At 51.7% G+C, this 17,735-nt stretch carries 16 protein-coding genes and 1 pseudogene; 11 read left to right on the top strand and 6 right to left on the bottom strand.

Going from position 1 to position 17,735, the window contains the following annotated elements:
* Positions 1–9: 9 nt before the first annotated feature.
* The 9 genes and pseudogenes from GK091_RS10790 to cobA all read left to right on the top strand — a co-directional run.
* Positions 10–231, top strand: a pseudogene (locus GK091_RS10790) (T9SS type B sorting domain-containing protein); the annotation flags it as partial.
* 147 nt (positions 232–378) lie between these two features.
* Complete coding sequence (locus GK091_RS10785) at positions 379–1,458, top strand: sulfite exporter TauE/SafE family protein (protein WP_164037238.1); 1,080 nt, start codon at positions 379–381, stop codon at positions 1,456–1,458.
* Between the two features lie 69 nt (positions 1,459–1,527).
* Positions 1,528–2,721, top strand: coding sequence for a trans-sulfuration enzyme family protein (locus GK091_RS10780; RefSeq protein WP_164037235.1), 1,194 nt, complete (start codon positions 1,528–1,530; stop codon positions 2,719–2,721).
* A gap of 57 nt (positions 2,722–2,778) precedes the next feature.
* Positions 2,779–3,894 (top strand): Gfo/Idh/MocA family protein, encoded by a 1,116-nt coding sequence (locus GK091_RS10775; RefSeq protein ID WP_164037233.1) that lies wholly within the window; start codon positions 2,779–2,781, stop codon positions 3,892–3,894.
* Positions 3,891–4,625 carry a phosphoadenylyl-sulfate reductase gene (locus GK091_RS10770; RefSeq protein ID WP_164037226.1) on the top strand — a complete coding sequence of 245 codons (735 nt, stop codon included), beginning with the start codon at positions 3,891–3,893 and terminating at the stop codon, positions 4,623–4,625. Before GK091_RS10775 ends, GK091_RS10770 begins: the two co-directional genes overlap by 4 nt.
* A gap of 58 nt (positions 4,626–4,683) precedes the next feature.
* On the top strand, positions 4,684–5,586 hold the full coding sequence (cysD, locus tag GK091_RS10765; RefSeq protein WP_164037223.1) for a sulfate adenylyltransferase subunit CysD: 903 nt from the start codon (positions 4,684–4,686) through the stop codon (positions 5,584–5,586).
* An 84-nt stretch (positions 5,587–5,670) separates the two neighbouring features.
* Positions 5,671–6,933: a sulfate adenylyltransferase subunit 1 gene (locus tag GK091_RS10760; protein ID WP_164037221.1), complete on the top strand. Its 1,263-nt coding sequence runs from the start codon at positions 5,671–5,673 to the stop codon at positions 6,931–6,933.
* Between the two features lie 355 nt (positions 6,934–7,288).
* The gene (locus GK091_RS10755; RefSeq protein WP_164037218.1) at positions 7,289–9,448 is read left to right on the top strand and encodes a nitrite/sulfite reductase; all 2,160 of its coding nucleotides are present in this window, start codon (positions 7,289–7,291) and stop codon (positions 9,446–9,448) included.
* A 79-nt stretch (positions 9,449–9,527) separates the two neighbouring features.
* A complete protein-coding gene (cobA, locus tag GK091_RS10750; protein WP_164037215.1) occupies positions 9,528–10,280 on the top strand; it encodes a uroporphyrinogen-III C-methyltransferase in 753 nt (250 codons plus the stop codon).
* Positions 10,281–10,330: 50 nt separating this feature from the next.
* Here cobA and hisS read toward each other — a convergent pair whose 3' ends face one another.
* Positions 10,331–11,701 (bottom strand): histidine--tRNA ligase, encoded by a 1,371-nt coding sequence (hisS, locus tag GK091_RS10745; RefSeq protein ID WP_164037212.1) that lies wholly within the window; start codon positions 11,699–11,701, stop codon positions 10,331–10,333.
* 140 nt (positions 11,702–11,841) lie between these two features.
* On the opposite strand from hisS, the gene GK091_RS10740 reads away from it, so the two are divergent.
* Both GK091_RS10740 and GK091_RS29370 read left to right on the top strand, forming a co-directional pair.
* Positions 11,842–12,051, top strand: coding sequence for a zinc ribbon domain-containing protein YjdM (locus tag GK091_RS10740; RefSeq protein WP_164037209.1), 210 nt, complete (start codon positions 11,842–11,844; stop codon positions 12,049–12,051).
* A gap of 144 nt (positions 12,052–12,195) precedes the next feature.
* Positions 12,196–12,351, top strand: coding sequence for a hypothetical protein (locus tag GK091_RS29370; RefSeq protein ID WP_170312641.1), 156 nt, complete (start codon positions 12,196–12,198; stop codon positions 12,349–12,351).
* Between the two features lie 76 nt (positions 12,352–12,427).
* On the opposite strand, the gene GK091_RS10735 is transcribed toward GK091_RS29370, so the two are convergent.
* The 5 genes from GK091_RS10735 to GK091_RS10715 all read right to left on the bottom strand — a co-directional run bounded on the left by GK091_RS10735 (position 12,428) and on the right by GK091_RS10715 (position 17,687).
* A complete protein-coding gene (locus GK091_RS10735; protein WP_394351864.1) occupies positions 12,428–12,736 on the bottom strand; it encodes a hypothetical protein in 309 nt (102 codons plus the stop codon).
* Positions 12,737–12,891: 155 nt separating this feature from the next.
* Entirely contained in the window at positions 12,892–13,899 is a 1,008-nt protein-coding gene (locus GK091_RS10730; protein WP_164037203.1) for a glycosyltransferase, read from the bottom strand.
* Positions 13,899–14,543 carry an HAD family hydrolase gene (locus GK091_RS10725; protein ID WP_164037200.1) on the bottom strand — a complete coding sequence of 215 codons (645 nt, stop codon included), beginning with the start codon at positions 14,541–14,543 and terminating at the stop codon, positions 13,899–13,901. The genes GK091_RS10730 and GK091_RS10725 overlap by 1 nt, the downstream gene beginning before the upstream one ends.
* Positions 14,533–15,831 carry a glutamate-1-semialdehyde 2,1-aminomutase gene (gene hemL / locus GK091_RS10720; RefSeq protein WP_164037197.1) on the bottom strand — a complete coding sequence of 433 codons (1,299 nt, stop codon included), beginning with the start codon at positions 15,829–15,831 and terminating at the stop codon, positions 14,533–14,535. Before hemL ends, GK091_RS10725 begins: the two co-directional genes overlap by 11 nt.
* A 65-nt stretch (positions 15,832–15,896) precedes the next feature.
* On the bottom strand, positions 15,897–17,687 hold the full coding sequence (locus GK091_RS10715) for an ABC transporter substrate-binding protein (RefSeq protein ID WP_164037195.1): 1,791 nt from the start codon (positions 17,685–17,687) through the stop codon (positions 15,897–15,899).
* Positions 17,688–17,735: the final 48 nt, after the last annotated feature.

The following is a 17,735-nucleotide window of genomic DNA, read 5'->3' as shown; positions in this document are numbered from 1 at the left end:
AATTTAGATAGCGTAACCCGTATTGCCCGGCTCCGGATCTGGAACCGCTGGGGTGAAGTCATCTTTGACGTTAGTGACATTCCGCTCAACAGCAGCAACGCCGGCGAATGCTGGGATGGTACGAACCGGGGTGTGCCGATGCCATCGGGCCAGTATGCCTATGAAGCCGATGTTCTGTTACGGGGCGATAGCCGCCAGAAACGGGTGGGCAGCGTTGCCCTTGTGCGCTGACAATCGCATGAAATCCGTCATTTATTTGTATTTACGGCCCGGATCTCGTTATCTTTGGCAACTCATCCATCAACAGCTAAAGCGGCACTTCATTGTGCCGCTTTTCATAAGCTTACAAATCTATTAAGTCGATAGAATTTAAACACTATGCATAGTCAGGACGAAACCGAACTGGCATCATCCGGAGAACGTGCTTCACCACCTACCCTCCCATTTGATCTTAACGGCTTAAAAGTCAACCTACAGGGTGACCTCACACAGACAACTGCTCAGGCGAACGCATTGCGAACGGCGTTTCCGGATGCGCAGGTCATCACATCCGATTCAGCCTCGAATCCGTTGCTCAGGCGACGTAACCGGACCGAAATCGCGATCTATGTCTTTGCCGCGCTGGCGCTGATGGTTGTTGGTCACCTGCTGTTGAGTTACTTTACGCTGGACCGGTTGACGGTCATTGTTAGTGCCGTTGATATAACGCCCGAGATCTTCTACTTTATTGCGGCTGGTTTTGTGGCCCAGATGATCGATGGTGCTCTGGGCATGGCCTACGGTGTTACGGCGACAACCTTTTTAACCAGCGTAGGCATCAGCCCCGTCTTTGCCACAGCCAGTGTACACAGTTCCGAGATCTTCACCTCGGGCGTGTCGGGTTACATGCACCTGAAATTTGGTAACGTCAACAGCCGCCTATTTAAGATTGTCCTGATTCCGGGCGTCATTGGGGCTGCTTTAGGCGCATTTCTGATCGTTAAGTTATCGGACCTGGAACTGGTTGCCGACTACTTATCTCCCGCTATATCGGTCTACACGGCTATTCTCGGTATCCTGATTATCAAAAAAGCGTTAGTCAAACGAACAAAGAAAAAGCCCATCCGTCAGATTGGCCTGCTGGCGTGGTTCGGTGGTTTTGTCGATGCCATTGGCGGAGGGGGCTGGGGTCCTATCGTCAACTCGACCCTCATTGCCGCCGGTCGGCACCCGCGCTACACGATTGGCTCCGTTAACCTGGCCGAGTTCTTTGTGTCGTTTGCCTCATCGGTCGTTTTTGCGCTTTACGTTGGTCTCGGCAACTACGGCATGGTTATTCTGGGGCTGATTCTGGGTGGCATGATTGCCGCTCCGATTGCTGCTCACCTTTCGCGCAAGCTACCGATCAAAACTATGATGATCCTCGTCGGAATTGTGGTAATCCTCGTAAGTTTGCGTAAAATCATTAAGTTCTTTTAGTGTCTGGGCCAGGCTCCTGCTTGGCCCGTGTAAGTTGAAAGGCCAGGCAGCATCCTGATCCAGACAAGTATGAAAAAACAAACCAAAGCGATCCGTATCCAGTCGAAGAAATCGCAGAACCGCGAACATTCGGTCCCCATATACCTAACCTCAAGTTTCGCCTTCGAAAGTGCCGAACAGGGAAAAGCCCTATTTGACGAAACGGAAGAAGGCAATATTTATTCCCGCTTCTCGAATCCGAACGTGACGGAGTTCGTTGATAAGGTCTGCATGCTGGAAAACGCCGAGGACGGTATCGCGACAGGAACGGGCATGGCGGCCGTATTCGCGAGCATGGCCGGTCTGTTGAAATCGGGCGACCACCTGGTAGCCTGCCGGGCCTTGTTTGGTTCTGCTCACCAGATCATCACCCAAATTCTTAGCAAGTGGGGCATCACGCATACCTACGTCGATGCCACGGCCAGCGAAGCCGATTGGGAAGCGGCCATGCAGCCGAACACCAAAATGGTTTACCTCGAAACGCCATCGAACCCCGGCCTTGAGCTGGTTGACTTGGAGATGCTGGGTCGGTTAAAGAAAAAATACGGTTTCATCCTGAACGTCGATAACTGCTTTGCTACCCCTATTCTGCAAACACCAATTGATTTCGGTGCCGATCTATCGATCCACTCGGCCACGAAATTCATGGACGGTCAGGGACGGGTGCTGGGTGGTATCGTCGTTGGTTCGAAGGAGCTAATCCAGCCAATTCGGTTCTTCGCGCGGCATACGGGGCCATCGTTGTCGCCGTTCAATGCCTGGGTGCTGTCGAAGAGTCTGGAAACCCTGGACCTGCGTATGGAGCGTCATTGCCGCAACGCATTACAACTGGCCGAAGCGCTGGATACGCACGCGGACGTAGAGCGAGTTTTGTATCCCTTCCTACCCTCTCATCCGCAGTACGATCTGGCGAAGCGGCAGATGAGCGCGGGGGGTGCTATTGTGACCATTGAACTGGAAGGCGGCTTCGACCGGGTAAATGCGTTTTTCAAGGCGCTGACGATTCCTACACTATCGTCAAATCTGGGCGACTCGCGAACGATCGTTACCAACCCAAACACAACCACGCACGCTAAACTGAAGCCCGAAGAGAAAGCCGTCTTAGGCATTACGCCCGGCCTTATTCGCATTTCGGTCGGCCTGGAAGCGATCGAGGATTTGATCGACGATTTCACGCAGGCAGTAGAAAAGTCGGCGGAAGTGGTTAAAGAGAAGGTGGCTTAATGCACATTGTTGCTGAGCGATCAAAGCCAATGCTGGCCAACTAACAATACCTTACTGATGGTACGTACCGCCGTTCATGTCGTTTTACTAGTACTGCTGATCCAGTCAGCTCACGGCCAAAGCGCGAAAAAGCCGCTTCGCGTTGGTGTCGTTGGCTTAGTGCACTCGCACGTTCACGGTATTCTGAACAAGGCGTTTAAAGAGAAGAACCAGACCGATATCGACATTGTCGGCATTGCCGAACCGAACCGCGAACTGGCCGAGCGATTTGCCAAACAGCACGGTTATAGCATGAGCCTGGTTTATCCGACGGTTGAGGAGATGCTCGACAAAACCAAACCCGAAGCCGTTGCTGATTTCGGCCCGATTGTCGACCACCGAAAAACCGTTGAACGCTGCGCGCCACGGGGTATTCACGTGATGGTTGAGAAGCCGCTGGCGACAAGCTTTGCCGATGCCAAACAGATGGAAACGTTGGCAAAAAAACACAACGTTCAGCTACTGACGAATTACGAAACAACCTGGTACGGCAGCAATCACAAAGCCTACGCATTGGCCAATACCGAAAAAGCGATTGGCGACCTGCGGAAAATTGTGGTTCATGACGGCCATCAGGGACCGAAAGAAATCAACGTTAACAAGGAATTTCTGGACTGGCTGACGGACCCGGCTACGAATGGTGCCGGGGCATTATTTGATTTTGGCTGTTACGGAGCTAACCTATCGACCTGGCTCATGCACAACCAGCGGCCCTTGTCCGTTATGGCAGTTACCCAGCAGATCAAGCCTGACATCTATCCAAAAGTCGATGACGAGGGCACGATCATCCTGACCTATCCAAAGACGCAGACGATCATACAGGCCTCGTGGAACTGGCCGTTTGCCCGCAAGGACATGGAAGTATACGGTCAGACCGGCTATGTCTTCACCGTCGACGGCACGCGAATGCGGATTCGGTTAAAGGACGAAGCCAACGAGCGCCCCACCGAAGTAGCACAGAGCGAAGCACCTGCCACTGACCCATTTGCGTACTACGCAAAGCTGATTCACGGAGAAACTAAACCCGATGAATTAACGTCATTAGAAAATAACATGATTGTCATGGAAATTCTGGATGCCGCCCGGCAGTCGGCCAAGACGGGGAAGGCGGTTTCATTAAAACAGAAATTATGATTGCGGAACCTACATCCTATACGCTCGAAAGTCTGACCGAGCGACTACACGGCCTGAACAACATCGAAGCGTTGCGCACGCTGGCCGCCCTGTTTCCCGGTGAAGTTATTTTTTCGACCAGTCTGGGTTACGAAGATCAGGTCATCACGGATCTGATTCTGGCCAACGACATTCCTATCAAGATTTTTACGCTGGATACGGGCCGTATGTTTTCGGAAACCTATTCGGTCTGGAAAAAGACGAACGATCGGTACGGCACCACCATCGACACGTATTTCCCCAAAGCTGACGCGATTGAAAAGTTGATGACAGACAAAGGGCCTTACAGCTTTTATGATTCCGTCGAAAACCGGAAAGAGTGCTGCGGCATTCGCAAAGTTGAGCCACTAAACCGGGCGTTGCAAGGGCAGAAAATCTGGGTGACTGGTATCCGGGCTGAACAATCGGCCAACCGCCAATCTATGCCACAACTCGAATGGGACGGCGCCCATAACCTGTTCAAGTTTCATCCCTTGATGGACTGGACATTCGATGCGGTAAAGCAATACGTCAAAGACAATAACGTACCTTATAACCCACTCCATGATCGGGGCTTTGTCAGCATTGGTTGCCAGCCCTGCACACGCGCCATTCAGCCCGGTGAAGATTTCCGGGCGGGACGCTGGTGGTGGGAAGATAACTCAAAGAAAGAGTGCGGATTACATAGTCACGAGGAAGCCTTTAAACCGTAAGGTATTCGCGGAATAACCGTATCGTTGTAGCGTGCTCAGACATTACGATCAAAAGCCAATGAAGTTAGATTATTTAGATCAGCTCGAATCCGAAGCCATCCACATCATGCGGGAGGTAGCCGGTCAATTTGAGCGCCCTGCCCTACTGTTTTCGGGTGGTAAAGATTCCATTACGCTGGTTCATCTGGCGCTAAAAGCCTTCCGTCCGGGTAAATTCCCGTTTCCACTGGTTCATATTGATACAGGCCATAACTTTCAGGAAGCCCTCGATTACCGCGATAATCTGGCCGACCGTATCGGCGAAAAACTCATCGTCCGGTACGTCGAAGATACCATTCGCGAGAAAAAGCTGAAAGAGCCAACGGGCCGGAATGCTACCCGAAATGGTTTGCAAACCTTTACGTTGCTCGATACGATTGAAGAGTTCGAATTCGATGCCTGCATTGGTGGGGCACGTCGGGATGAAGAAAAAGCGCGGGCCAAAGAACGGGTATTTTCCGTTCGTGATGAGTTCGGCTCGTGGGACCCCAAACGGCAGCGTCCTGAACTCTGGAATTTGTACAACGGCCGCATTCACAAGGGTGAGAACGTTCGTGTATTTCCCATTTCGAACTGGACCGAACTCGACGTCTGGAATTACATCCGGCGCGAAAAAATTGAACTACCCAGCATTTACTTCGCCCATGAGCGCGAGCTGCTCATCCGCGACGGCAAACTGATGGCTACCGCCGGTGGCGTTATCAAACCCGAAGCCGACGATCAGCTGGTAACCCGCCGGGTACGTTTCCGAACCGTTGGCGATATTTCCTGTACCGCAGCCTCTGAGTCACAGGCCTCGACACTCGACGATGTGATCGACGAAATCCAGGCGACCCGCATCTCCGAACGGGGCGAAACCCGCATGGACGACCAACTCAGCGAAGCCGCTATGGAAGATCGCAAGAAGGGCGGGTATTTTTGATGAGTGAATGACTAAAAGAGTGAAAGAGCGAAAATTGATGCGCCATCCACTCTTTCATTCTTTCACTCTTTTACTTTCTAATCAATGGATCTTCTCCGATTTATAACAGCCGGTTCGGTTGACGACGGCAAAAGTACGCTCATCGGGCGGCTTCTTTACGATTCCAAATCCATTCTGGCCGATCAGCTTGAAGCCATCGAACGGGCCAGCAAGAGCCGGGACGATGGTGAAATTGACCTCGCTCTATTAACCGATGGGCTACGCTCAGAACGCGAACAGGGCATTACGATCGACGTGGCCTATCGTTATTTTCAAACGCCAAAACGGAAGTTCATCATCGTTGATGCGCCAGGCCATATTCAGTATACGCGAAACATGGTTACGGGAGCGTCGAACTGTCAACTGGCTATCGTGCTGGTCGATGCGCGGCATGGCGTGGTTGAGCAGACCCGCCGGCATTCGCTGATTGCCTCGCTGCTGGGCATCCCGCATATTGTAGTGGCGATCAATAAAATGGACCTCGTTGGTTACTCGCAGGACGTATTCTCCGACATCTGCATTCACTACGCTGAACTAGCGAAAAAGCTGAACGTCAAGCACGTGTCTTATATTCCGTTGAGTGCACTCAATGGCGATAACGTTGTCGACCGGTCGAGTTCAATGGGCTGGTACGAAGGACCTACCCTGCTGGAACATCTGGAAACCGTTGACATCGAGGACACCGATCTGGACCAGCAGGCACCCCTGCCCGGCCGCTTCCCGGTTCAGTATGTTATCCGTCCGCAAACCGCGGAGCTTCACGATTACCGGGGCTATGCGGGTAAAATAACGAGCGGTTCATTTCGCAAAGGTGATTCCGTCACGGTATTACCTTCCGGCGAAACCTCGACAATCGACGCGATCGAAATTGCCGAAACCCACCTCGACGAAGCTGTTTCTCCGATGTCGGTAGTACTGCATTTAGCCACTGATGTCGATATTAGCCGGGGCGACCTGATTGTTCGGTCCGATAGTCAGCCGACCAGTAGCCAAAGCCTCGAAGCCATGCTCTGCTGGATGGATACCAAAGAATGCAAAGTCGGCAACAAATACGTGCTCCAGGTAGGAACATCCCGTACGCGTTGTTCTGTCCGCGAAATCGTATACCAGTTGAACGTCAACACGTATGAAGAGATTGACGGTATTGAGAATCTGAAGCTAAACGATCTGGCAAAAATAGTACTGCGTACGGCCCAGCCGGTTAGCTTCGATTCCTATCAAGAGAACCGGGCTACGGGCGGGGCCATCCTGATCGACGAAACCTCAAACGTGACGGTTGGTGCCGTCATGCTGGTGGGTGAAGCTTAGGATCAATCAAGTACAGCCATAGTACATCAGCATCTCCTGTTTGCAGCCGATCGTCTGCGAACGGGAGATGTCGTTTAAAGGCTCTGTAGAAGCCTAGCACGCCGAAGGAACAAGCGAGAAACGGTATGACGGACTTGCTGACCCCACCAGTTATCCCCGTTACAAGTATTGATTATACTACATCTCTATAACTTCTGCTAATCGTCCATAACCAATAGTTGGGCGCATCCTGAACTGAAGCCGCTGAAATTTCCTTTATCATTGTACATAGAAACAGTTATTTCTACAAACGCCGGGTAAAACGGCGTTTTTGTTTCAATGTATTAGTTGATTAAATCTATAGAGAATAGGAGTTATGGCTATCCAACTTACCGATAACGTCAGCAAAGCGGCCAAGCGCGATATAGTGGATCTGGAAAACAAAATCAGTTCGTTCCGGTCCGGCGACATTGCTGATGAAGCCTTCCGGAAGTTTCGGCTTACACGGGGCGTCTACGGCCAGCGGCAACCCGGCGTGCAGATGATCCGGATCAAACTCCCCCACGGACGAATCTCGGCGGATCAGCTCACCCGAATCGCGGATCTGTCGGATAAGTATGCGACGGGCAATCTCCACGCCACGACGCGCCAGGATATTCAGCTCCACTTCGTTAAACTGGCGGACTCTCCTCAGCTATGGGCTGACCTTGAAGATGCCGGCATTACGCTCAAAGAAGCCTGTGGCAACACCGTTCGAAACGTGACGGGCTCGGCTCGCGCGGGTATTGACCCCATTGAACCGTTCGATATTACACCCTACGCCTACTCGATATTCGATTACTTTCTGCGCAACCCGATTTGTCAGGACATGGGCCGGAAGTTTAAAATATCCGTCTCTTCCAGCGAGAAAGATTCGGCCTATGGCTACATGCATGATGTGGGATTGATTCCCCGTATCCAGGATGGAAAGCGTGGTTTTAAAGTACTACTCGGCGGTGGATTGGGCGCACAGCCTTTTTCTGCACAGACAGCAACGGAGTTCTTGGAAGAAGATCAGGCGATTCCGTTCATTGAGGGCGTCATTCGCGTATTTGATCGCTATGGCGAACGTCAGAAACGCCACAAAGCCCGGATGAAGTATTTGCTCAATGACATTGGTTTGGACGAACTGCTTCGTCGGGTCAGTGAAGAGACGCCCGCTTTACGTAACAAAGCGTATTCAGTCAATAGCTCGCAGTTTTCGGCGGAAAGTTTGTACCCTGCTCGTCCGGAAGTTAGCAACTACACGCTGGCGGCTGATCCGGCAAGCCCAGATAGTCAAAAGTTGACCACCTGGTTCAAAACGAACGTATTCGAACAAAAACAGGCGGGCTGGTATGCCGTTCAGTTGCGCGTGTTGCTCGGTGATATGCATTCGGATACGGCTCGTTCGCTGGCTCAACTTGTGAAACAGTATGCCGCTGACGACATTCGCGTAACGGTCAATCAGGGGTATCTGCTTCGATACATCCGTCCCGAAGACCTTGTTGCCGTTTTCCACGCACTCGATGCACTAGGACTGGCTGACCCCGGCTTCGACACAACGGCTGACATCACTACCTGTCCGGGCACCGATACCTGTAATCTGGCCATTTCGAGCAGTTACGGCATCACACGGGCGCTAGAGACGATGATGCACGAGGAGTTTCCGGATCTGGTTTTCAACGACGATATCAAGATCAAAATCTCGGGATGCATGAACGGTTGCGGTCAGCACTCGGTAGCCAACATTGGTTATCACGGATCGTCGCTCAAGAATGGTGCTTACGTATTGCCCGCGTTACAGGTATTGCTTGGCGGTGGCTTCAATGGCAAAGGCGAAGGCTTAATTGCCGATAAAGTGATCAAAATTCCGGCCAAACGTGGTCCTGATTCTCTTCGCTTTTTGCTACGCGATTACGAAGCCAATGGCTTCGACGGAGAGTATTATAGCGATTATTACGCCCGGCAGGGTAAAAATTATTTTTATCAGCTGCTAAAGCCACTGGCCGATCTGAAAACCTTGGTTGACAGCGACTATATTGACTGGGATCACACGGAACAGTACGTCACCGAAGTGGGTATTGGCGAGTGCGCGAGTGTCTTGATCGATCTCGTTGCTACCACCCTCACCGAGGCTAGCGAAAAACTCGGCTGGGCACAGGAAGCCCTTGCCGAGAGCCGTTGGGCCGACGCACTTTACCACACTTACAACGTATTCATTACCGGTGCCCGAGCGGCCCTGATGAGTCGTGACGTGCCTACGAACACGCAGCATGGTATTGTCAGTGATTTCGACAAAACATTCGTGGGTGAATCTGATTTCCACCAGCACGAAGGTGACTTCAAATCGCTGGTGTTCAGTATCAACAAACAGGAACCGTCAGAAACATTTGCCCGTCAGTTCATGGCGAAGGCAGAGGCTTTTCTGCAAACTGTTCAATCCTACCGCGAAGCGCAGATTGAACAGGAAGGCACCCCCGAACTGCGGGAACTCACGCAGGCTCAGGACAGCTAAACTAAAAGCGAAAGAGTGAATGAGTGAAAGTCCAATTGCCTATTCACTCTTTCGCTCTTCCACTCATTCATTTCCGACAATGAAATTGACGCTCGTAGGAGCCGGACCTGGTGATCCGGATTTAATAACGGTAAAGGGCATTCGGGCCTTGCAGCAGGCTGACGTGGTCATGTATGACGCGCTCGTTCACCCTGACTTACTCGACCATTGCCGTCCCGACGCACTCAAAGTCTACGTGGGCAAACGCCGGGGTGCGTATTCGTGCGTGCAGGAAGACATTAACCCGCTGATCGTCCATTATGCGCAGCAATACGGTCACGTTGTCCGCTTAAAGGGTGGTGACTCGTTTGTGTTCGGACGCGGCTACGAAGAAATCGAATTTGCCCGTCAATACGGTATCGAGACTGCCGTTATTCCCGGCATTTCCAGTAGTTATGCCGTACCCGCTTCAGCCGGTATTCCGCTGACAACACGGGGCCTTTCGGAGAGTTTCTGGGTCGTTACGGGTACCACGAAAGCCGGCCAATTGTCGACCGATCTCCGCTTAGCGGCTCAATCGTCGGCAACGGTCGTCGTGCTAATGGGTATGCACAAACTCGCCGAGATCATGGCGGTTTTCGCCGAAGTTGGTAAGACCGATACGCCCGTAGCCATCATTCAGAACGGAACTCTACCCGACGAACGGACTGTGGTTGGCAATGTGCAAACTATCTTAGAGAAGGTAACGGAATCGGGCGTTGGCAATCCGGCGATCATTGTTGTCGGCGAAGTCGCGGCTCTGGCTCAGGCTGATCTCCAATCGGTTCTCAATGCGTCGAAAATTCAGTTGTAAGGACTGGGCCTATTCCTGCCCGAAGGAAGGCCCAGTCCTCTCATATCTGTCTACGATTCCTGCACAACCTGAATACTGTCGGCTACACTTACTTTCGTTTGTTCGCCAGTGACCATGTTTTTGATCGATAACATACCCGTCTGCACTTCTTCGGAACCGATCAGGATCACAAACGGAATGGCTTTTGCGTTGGCGTAATCGAGCATTTTCTTCACTTTCGCCAGGTCCGGATACACTTCGGCAGCCACACCCGCTTTACGCAGCTGACTTAGCAGGGGCAGTGCAACCGAGCGGGCATCCCCATCGAAAGGCACAATAAGCACTCGAGTCCCCTGCCCTGCCGATGCCGGAAACAGACTTAGTTCGTCCATTACGTCGTAGATTCGATCGACGCCAAACGAAATACCAACACCCGACAGACCGGGCATGCCAAACGTACCCGTCAGGTTGTCGTAACGACCACCTCCACTCACGCTGCCAATCTGAACGCCATTAGCTTTGACCTCAAAAATAGCACCGGTATAGTACGATAAGCCCCGCGCCAGCGTCGGATCGATTTCCACGCGCGCATCGGCCAGGCCGTATTGATCCACCAATCGCAGCGTCTCTTCCAGTTCAGCAATACCCTGATTGGCCGTCTCCGAAGCGGAGAGCCATGCTTTCAGTTGCCCGATTACCTCGACAGTATTTTTGCTCCCCAGGCCAAACATTGGCTCTAGGCGGTTGATGGCTTCTTCGGCAAAACCACGTTCGCGCAGTTCATCGAGCACTTTATCCTTCCCAATCTTATCGAGCTTGTCAATCGCTACGCTTAACGCACTTTCCTGTCCCGGCGCACCGATCACGTCGGCAATACCAGCCAGAATTTTACGATTATTGATCTTCAGCGTAAAATCAATGATGCCCAGATTCCGGAAGACTTCATGGATCATCAACACAATCTCGGCTTCGCACAGTAGCGAATCGGTGCCAACCACATCGGCATCGCACTGGTAAAATTCCCGATAGCGGCCTTTCTGCGGACGATCGGCCCGCCAGACGGGTTGCATCTGGTAGCGTTTGAATGGCAGCGTAAGGCTGTTCCGATTCATGACTACATACCGGGCAAAAGGCACCGTCAGATCGTAACGTAACCCTTTCTCGGCAATCCTCGGGGTCAACTTTTTCGATCCTGCCTGTACATCAGCATCGGTCAGGCCAGCGGCAAAGTCACCGGAGTTCAGGATTTTAAAAAGAAGCTGATCGCCTTCATCGCCGTACTTACCCGTCAGTGTCGACAGGTTTTCCATGGAAGGCGTTTCGAGGGGTAAAAAGCCAAAGGACTTGAATGTTTTCCGAATGGTATCGAATATGAATAGCCGTTTGCTCATTTGCTCCGGCCCAAAGTCTCTCGTTCCTTTTGTTACTGTTGGTTTCTGCATGCTGCAAAATTAGTGGACAGGACTACAGGATAAGCAGGAGGTGCTGTAATAAAATCCGGTGCATGCTGTAATTCCGTTCGGCAGGGCTGTCTTTTAGCGGCTTCTTTATAGCTTTGCGGCCCTACGTAAATATCCCACAAATGGACGTAAAAGATAGCAACGGCAACACATTAGCCGATGGCGACACCGTAACCCTCATTAAAGACCTGAAAGTAAAAGGTGCTTCGACAACATTGAAACGAGGTACAACCGTCAAAAAGATTCGCCTTACCGACGATCCCGACGAAGTAGATTGCAAAGTAGGTGGTATGAGTATTGTTCTGAGAACCGAGTTTTTGAAGAAAATATAGCTATTTATAAGACAGATCGCTTTACAAAAATGGATTTCTGGGCGGGTTATCCGTGAAAATTCCCGATAATGCTGTAAATTCTGTCTAAAAAGCTGTACTTTTGCACTTCAAAAATCGAACCGACAAGTAAACTAAGATATAGTCATGGGAGTAACTGAACTAAAACGCAAAGGCCGCCGGAACCGCGCTATCGCGAATAACAAAGTCAATGCCATCAAACAATTGCTGCGTAAACCGATCATCAAAAACGTAGACGTTGAAGCAATCAAAGCCTCTTTCGCCGAAAAGAAAGCTGCTTAATTTGAGCACTGAAGAACCGGCTATTGGCGTATTAGCCAACAAATTACCGGTTTGACCAACTGATACTCAATCAGCATCAAGCCTCGCTCTTACCCGGCGGGGCTTTTCGTTTCTGGAGCGATCTGGCCCATTCGCGATCCCGCTTTTTGAGTTCACGACGCACAAACCGCCGATAGTCCAGCTGAGCGCGATACCGAACCGCCTGCCCAAAGAGCAGTAGCCCGCCATTCAGCAGAATCAGACTATACACCCCCCACAGGAACCATTGCTGGAACGTCGCCCCATCATGTCTAGCCTGAACCGCTATGCTAAACACACAAAGTCCCGCGCTGAACAAAAACAGGCCCAAAGGCGCTATAATCAGCCCCTTGGTGCGAGTGCTCATGCGTTGAACTAACTTCTGTCCTGGTGGTTTTGCAAGCTTGGTCATTATAAGTGTCGACAACTATCCGTTGGAAATATAACGTATAGGAACTGGGATTCGTTGAGCGAAACCAACTATTTACTATTGATCCTCGTGTTTTTTATCAACGATACCACTTATGAAGGGTATTCGATGGTAGCCCCCGTTTCCCGAAACCCTTTGGGCTCCCGGAACCGTTTCCAGCCTTCGCCCAAAAAACCAACGCCGTAGCCGATCAACTGCGTAAAGGCGGCTCTCACACTTAGTAAGCCTATTTTCATACTGCGCTCCTTTCGGGTAGCGTCAATAAAGATAAGGAGCGCAATCAGCACAACAACACTTACGGCAAGCCAGAACAGGATTGGACTGATCAATGCCCAGAGCGGAATCGAAAACACGAACAAGGTAAACAGAGCTGGAATGGCATGAACGAATTTCAGCTCATTCGGATAGTAGCGCGAAATGTTGATACGGGCCCGGCCAAAAAACCGCAACTGCCGGAAAAACTGACCAAAACTCGTCCGTCGTTTGTGGTAGATGAACGCATCCGGAATCAGCCCCGTCCGGAAGTTGTTTTCAATGATCCGGATGGCAAACTCGATGTCCTCGCCCATCCGGCTCAACCGATACCCTCCGATGGTTTCCCACACCTGCCGAGACAGGCCCATATTGAAGCTGCGGGGGTGATACGTACCACCTAGATTTTTCTTACTCCCCCGAATACCACCCGTTGTAAAGGGCGACGTCATGGAGTAGCTAATTGCTTTCTGAACGGGTGTAAAATCGGGATGAGCCGCATCGGGGCCACCATAAGCATCAAGCCAATCGGTTTGCAGCCGTTGGTTAACCGTCGCGAAATAATGCGGAGGTATCAGCGCATCTGAATCAAAAATCACGAAATAGTCACCCGATGCCCGTTCAAACCCGGAGTTTCGCGTGAAGCCCTGCCCGGAGTTTTCTTTAAAAAAATAGCGAATCGCAAGCTGATTGGTGAACAAGTCGACAACGCCGTCCGATTTGATGGTGGACCCATCTTCGACAACGACGACCTCAAAGTTCGTATACGTCTGTCTGGTCAGGCTAACCAGCAGTTCGCGCAACTCGTCGGGACGATTGAAAATAGGAATGATGACGGAAAAAAACATCAGTGCAGACGGTCAAACAACCAGATTCGGAACGAGTCTATCGACGCAAACAATTCGTCGGGATGGTGAGCCTTCAACACGTCCGGTTCAGCGGTCGATGCCCAGGCTGCCGATGCGATGAATACCCCAGCCTCCCGACAGGCCGTAATGTCGCTGGGTGCGTCGCCAACGTAAATGACTTCATCCAGCGGCAACTGCCAGTCATGCACAATCCGGGTTATGTTCCGCGCTTTACTGTTGACCGCCTGATCGCCGTAACCGAAGGCACTGAAACAGGACGTTAGCTGATAGAAATCCAGAGACATGGCGGCACTGAATTGGCCTTTCCCCGTCACCAGCGCCAGCTTCACTCCTTTAGCGTTCAGATCGGTTAACAGCGCTTGTACGCCCGGCAACAGCTCCGGATAGTCGACATGAAGTTGCTCGTAATGACTCAGGTAAGCAGCCACACCCTCCTCGTACGCGTCCGGAATGAGCGCTTTGATGGTGCCTTCTTCCGATGGCCCAAACGTGGCAATGATCTCTGCATCGCTCACCGAACGCCCAAGTCTTGGCTCGATCGATGAGCGAAACGCCCGAATACAGAGCGGTAACGTATCGGCTAGTGTACCATCGAAATCAAAAAGTACGCCTTTAATTATCATGCTCGGCCAGTGCTTCCTGTAAACTCTCTTCGTTGGCCTGAATGATTTGTGCAGTCAGGTCATCCGTCAGGGCAACGGACAAAAATAAACTCTCGAACTGCGACGGAGCCAGATAAACCCCGCGTTTCAGCATCGCGTGAAAATAGCGACCAAACAGCGGCAGATCACAGGATTTGGCTTCGGTAAAGTTCGTCACGGAACGTTCGGTCATGAACAGCGTGAACATCGACCCGATGTGGTTGATCGTGTAGTTCAGCCCTAGTTTCACTAACGACGCCCGAAAACCATTTACCAGCGTCTCGCCAATTTGATCCAATCGCGTATACACCTCCGGATGGTCGTTCAGATGATGCAGCATGGCTAGCCCCGCCGACATAGCAATAGGATTTCCGGAAAGCGTACCCGCCTGATAAACTGGCCCTGCCGGAGCCACGATGTCCATAATGTCAGCGCGTCCGCCGTAAGCACCGACGGGCATTCCTCCCCCAATAATTTTACCCATCGTCGTCAAGTCGGGCGTAATGCCAAACCGTTCCTGCGCACCGCCTTTGGCCAGTCGAAAACCGGTCATCACTTCATCAAAAATCAGCAGTGCATCGTGTTTGTCGCATAGGGACCGAACGCCTTCCAGAAAACCGGGTTCAGGCAATACGCAGCCCATATTGCCCACGACCGGCTCAAGAATGATGGCGGCTACCTGATTATGGTTATTGTCCAGCAGCTTTTCGACAGCCGCCAGATCGTTAAACGGTGCCGTCAATGTGTCGGCAGCAGTTGCTTTCGTTACGCCGGGACTATCGGGAATGCCCATTGTCATGGCCCCGCTTCCAGCCGCAATCAGGAAGGAGTCGGCATGGCCGTGGTAGCACCCTTCAAACTTGATGATCTTGTCCCGGCCCGTAAAGCCCCGCGCGACCCGAATAGCGGCCATGGTCGCTTCGGTGCCCGAATTAACCATTCGGACCTTCTCGACCGAAGGAACCATATTGGTGATCAGTTCGGCCATTTCGACTTCTTTCCGCGTCGGCGCACCGAAGGAAAACGAATATTGAATCGCATCCCGAACCGCTTTTTCGACGGGCTCGAACGCATGGCCCAGAATCATTGGCCCCCAGGAATTGATCAGTTCGATATATTCCCGCCCATCTTCATCGTAGAGGTAGGGACCTTTGGCCGATTTAATAAATACGGGCGAACCGCCTACAGACCGGAATGCCCGTACGGGTGAATTGACGCCACCGGGAATCAGCGTTTTCGCTTTTTCAAATAATTGTTCGCTTGTCGTCATAACTGAAAATACGGATGCGTGACGGATCGGCCGGGCAAATGAGCCTCCTTCACGCATTCGTTCGTTTACTCGTTTACTTTTATGAATCGCCCATCCTCGAATTTCACGATCGGCACGACTTGATTTTCATTATTTCTGCTGTAGTCGAAGCCCGATAGCAGATAATCGTCTGTATCCGAGCGAAGGGTGCTTCTGTTCTGAAACTGAGTCCCATTTTTCGCCAGTTGACGGCCAAAAAACAGCATCATGTCGTAGCCCTGGCTGGCAAACACGGATGGTATGGTGTTCCGCTTAGCCAGATACTGCTCCTGAAACTCGGTAACTGGCTCCCGCGATGCGTCAATGAAGTCAGGATAAAGCAGGTATAGCTCCCGACGCGAAAACGTCGATGTCGAGTTTTTGTAGAGATCAAACGCAGAAGCCGTGGCAATCAACGGTCCACTCACTTTTCGACGACTTAATGCTTCCAGTAGGCGCGCACCCTCGTCTTCATTGCTGCTAGCCAGAAAAACGTGTCCCAGCGTAACGGGTGTCACAGCCGTGGCCGTACGGGGTGGCGTCGCTGTACCCGAGAACTGCATGGCATCGGCCATGGCCTGAGCCGAACTGCTCACTTTCTTGAGCTCGACAACCTGATAATTCTGCCGCTTCAACTCGTTCTGATACGCGATAGCCAGTAAGGAGTCCTTTCGGGCAGACCCGAAGTAGATGGCTACCCGGCGCGAACCATTCAGCGTACGGGCAAACTCAGCCACTTTTTCGGCTTGGTGGTTTAGAGATGGCTGCGCCAGAAAAGCCATTGGCTGGTTCGCTACCAGATCGCTGCTGGTAGCGATGGGGTTCAGCAACAGGATATTTTTCTGGTTGGCAAACGCTGCGGCAATGCGGTTCGGTTCTACATACAGCGGACCAATAATCAGGTCGGTTTGCGAAAAAGCAGGACTGTTAACCAGTTCAAGCGCCTTATTCGCGTCATTATCGAGGTCGTAGGCGAACAGATTTACGGTAATACCCTCTTCCTGTAGTTTGGCTTTGGCTTGCTTAATACCACTGTAGAGGTCATACACGTACTGATTGGCGCGCAACCGTTTATCGGGACTGAACTCATCCACCCGGAAGGGAAACATCACCGCAACGTTGAAATAGCCTTTCGGCCGAGCGTTGCGGGCGGGCTGCATCGTCGTTGCGGTTACCGTCGAACTGGTTGTCGATGTAGCCGTGGGCGTCGTTGTGGTTGTTCTGGGCAGGGCAGAGCCCGGTACGCCAAAGCGGTTAGTCAGACGGTCCGACAACTCCAGATCATCTTTATCGGTAGCCGTCCGCTGGATCAGGTCGATCAACGCGAGGCCAACAGCCCGATCGTCCGGAAATTCCTTGTTCAGCTGTTTTAGTTGATTCAGGTTCGTGATTCGCCCCAGAAAGGTTTGTTCCAGTTTGGCAACGTCCGTGCGAAACGTAGAGTTGCGAATCTGCTGGATGGCCTCTAACCCGTCTTCGTACTGACCTGCTTCCATACAGATAGCCGCCAACAGGTAGTTGGCATCATCCATTTTTCGCCAGTCGGGATAACGCGTCATCAGTTGCTTGATCATCAACCGTGCCTGACTAAAGTTCTTCTGCCGGAACGCAGCTATGGCATAATAGTAATGTGCGTAGGGCGCTAGCTGATCTTCCCGCTGAATGATGGCATTCAGATCCGCTTTAGCCCGTTCATAATTACCGGCCTGCACCAGCTGAACAGCGGCTTTATAGCGTCTCAGTCCCTCAGGAGAAACCTGCGCTGTTGCCAACGCTATGGTCTGAAACCAGAGCCAGCAAAGTGCGATGAGTTTAAGCCAGTGTAACCTGCCAATCATGGTATTTAGTTGGGTTAATGCACAAAAGCAACGCCGACGCGTTGCTTT

This window comes from Spirosoma agri (genome assembly GCF_010747415.1).
GTDB classification, from domain to species: domain Bacteria; phylum Bacteroidota; class Bacteroidia; order Cytophagales; family Spirosomataceae; genus Spirosoma; species Spirosoma agri.
The sequence above is the reverse complement of the archived record's forward strand: the minus strand, read 5'-3'. Positions and strand labels throughout refer to the sequence as shown.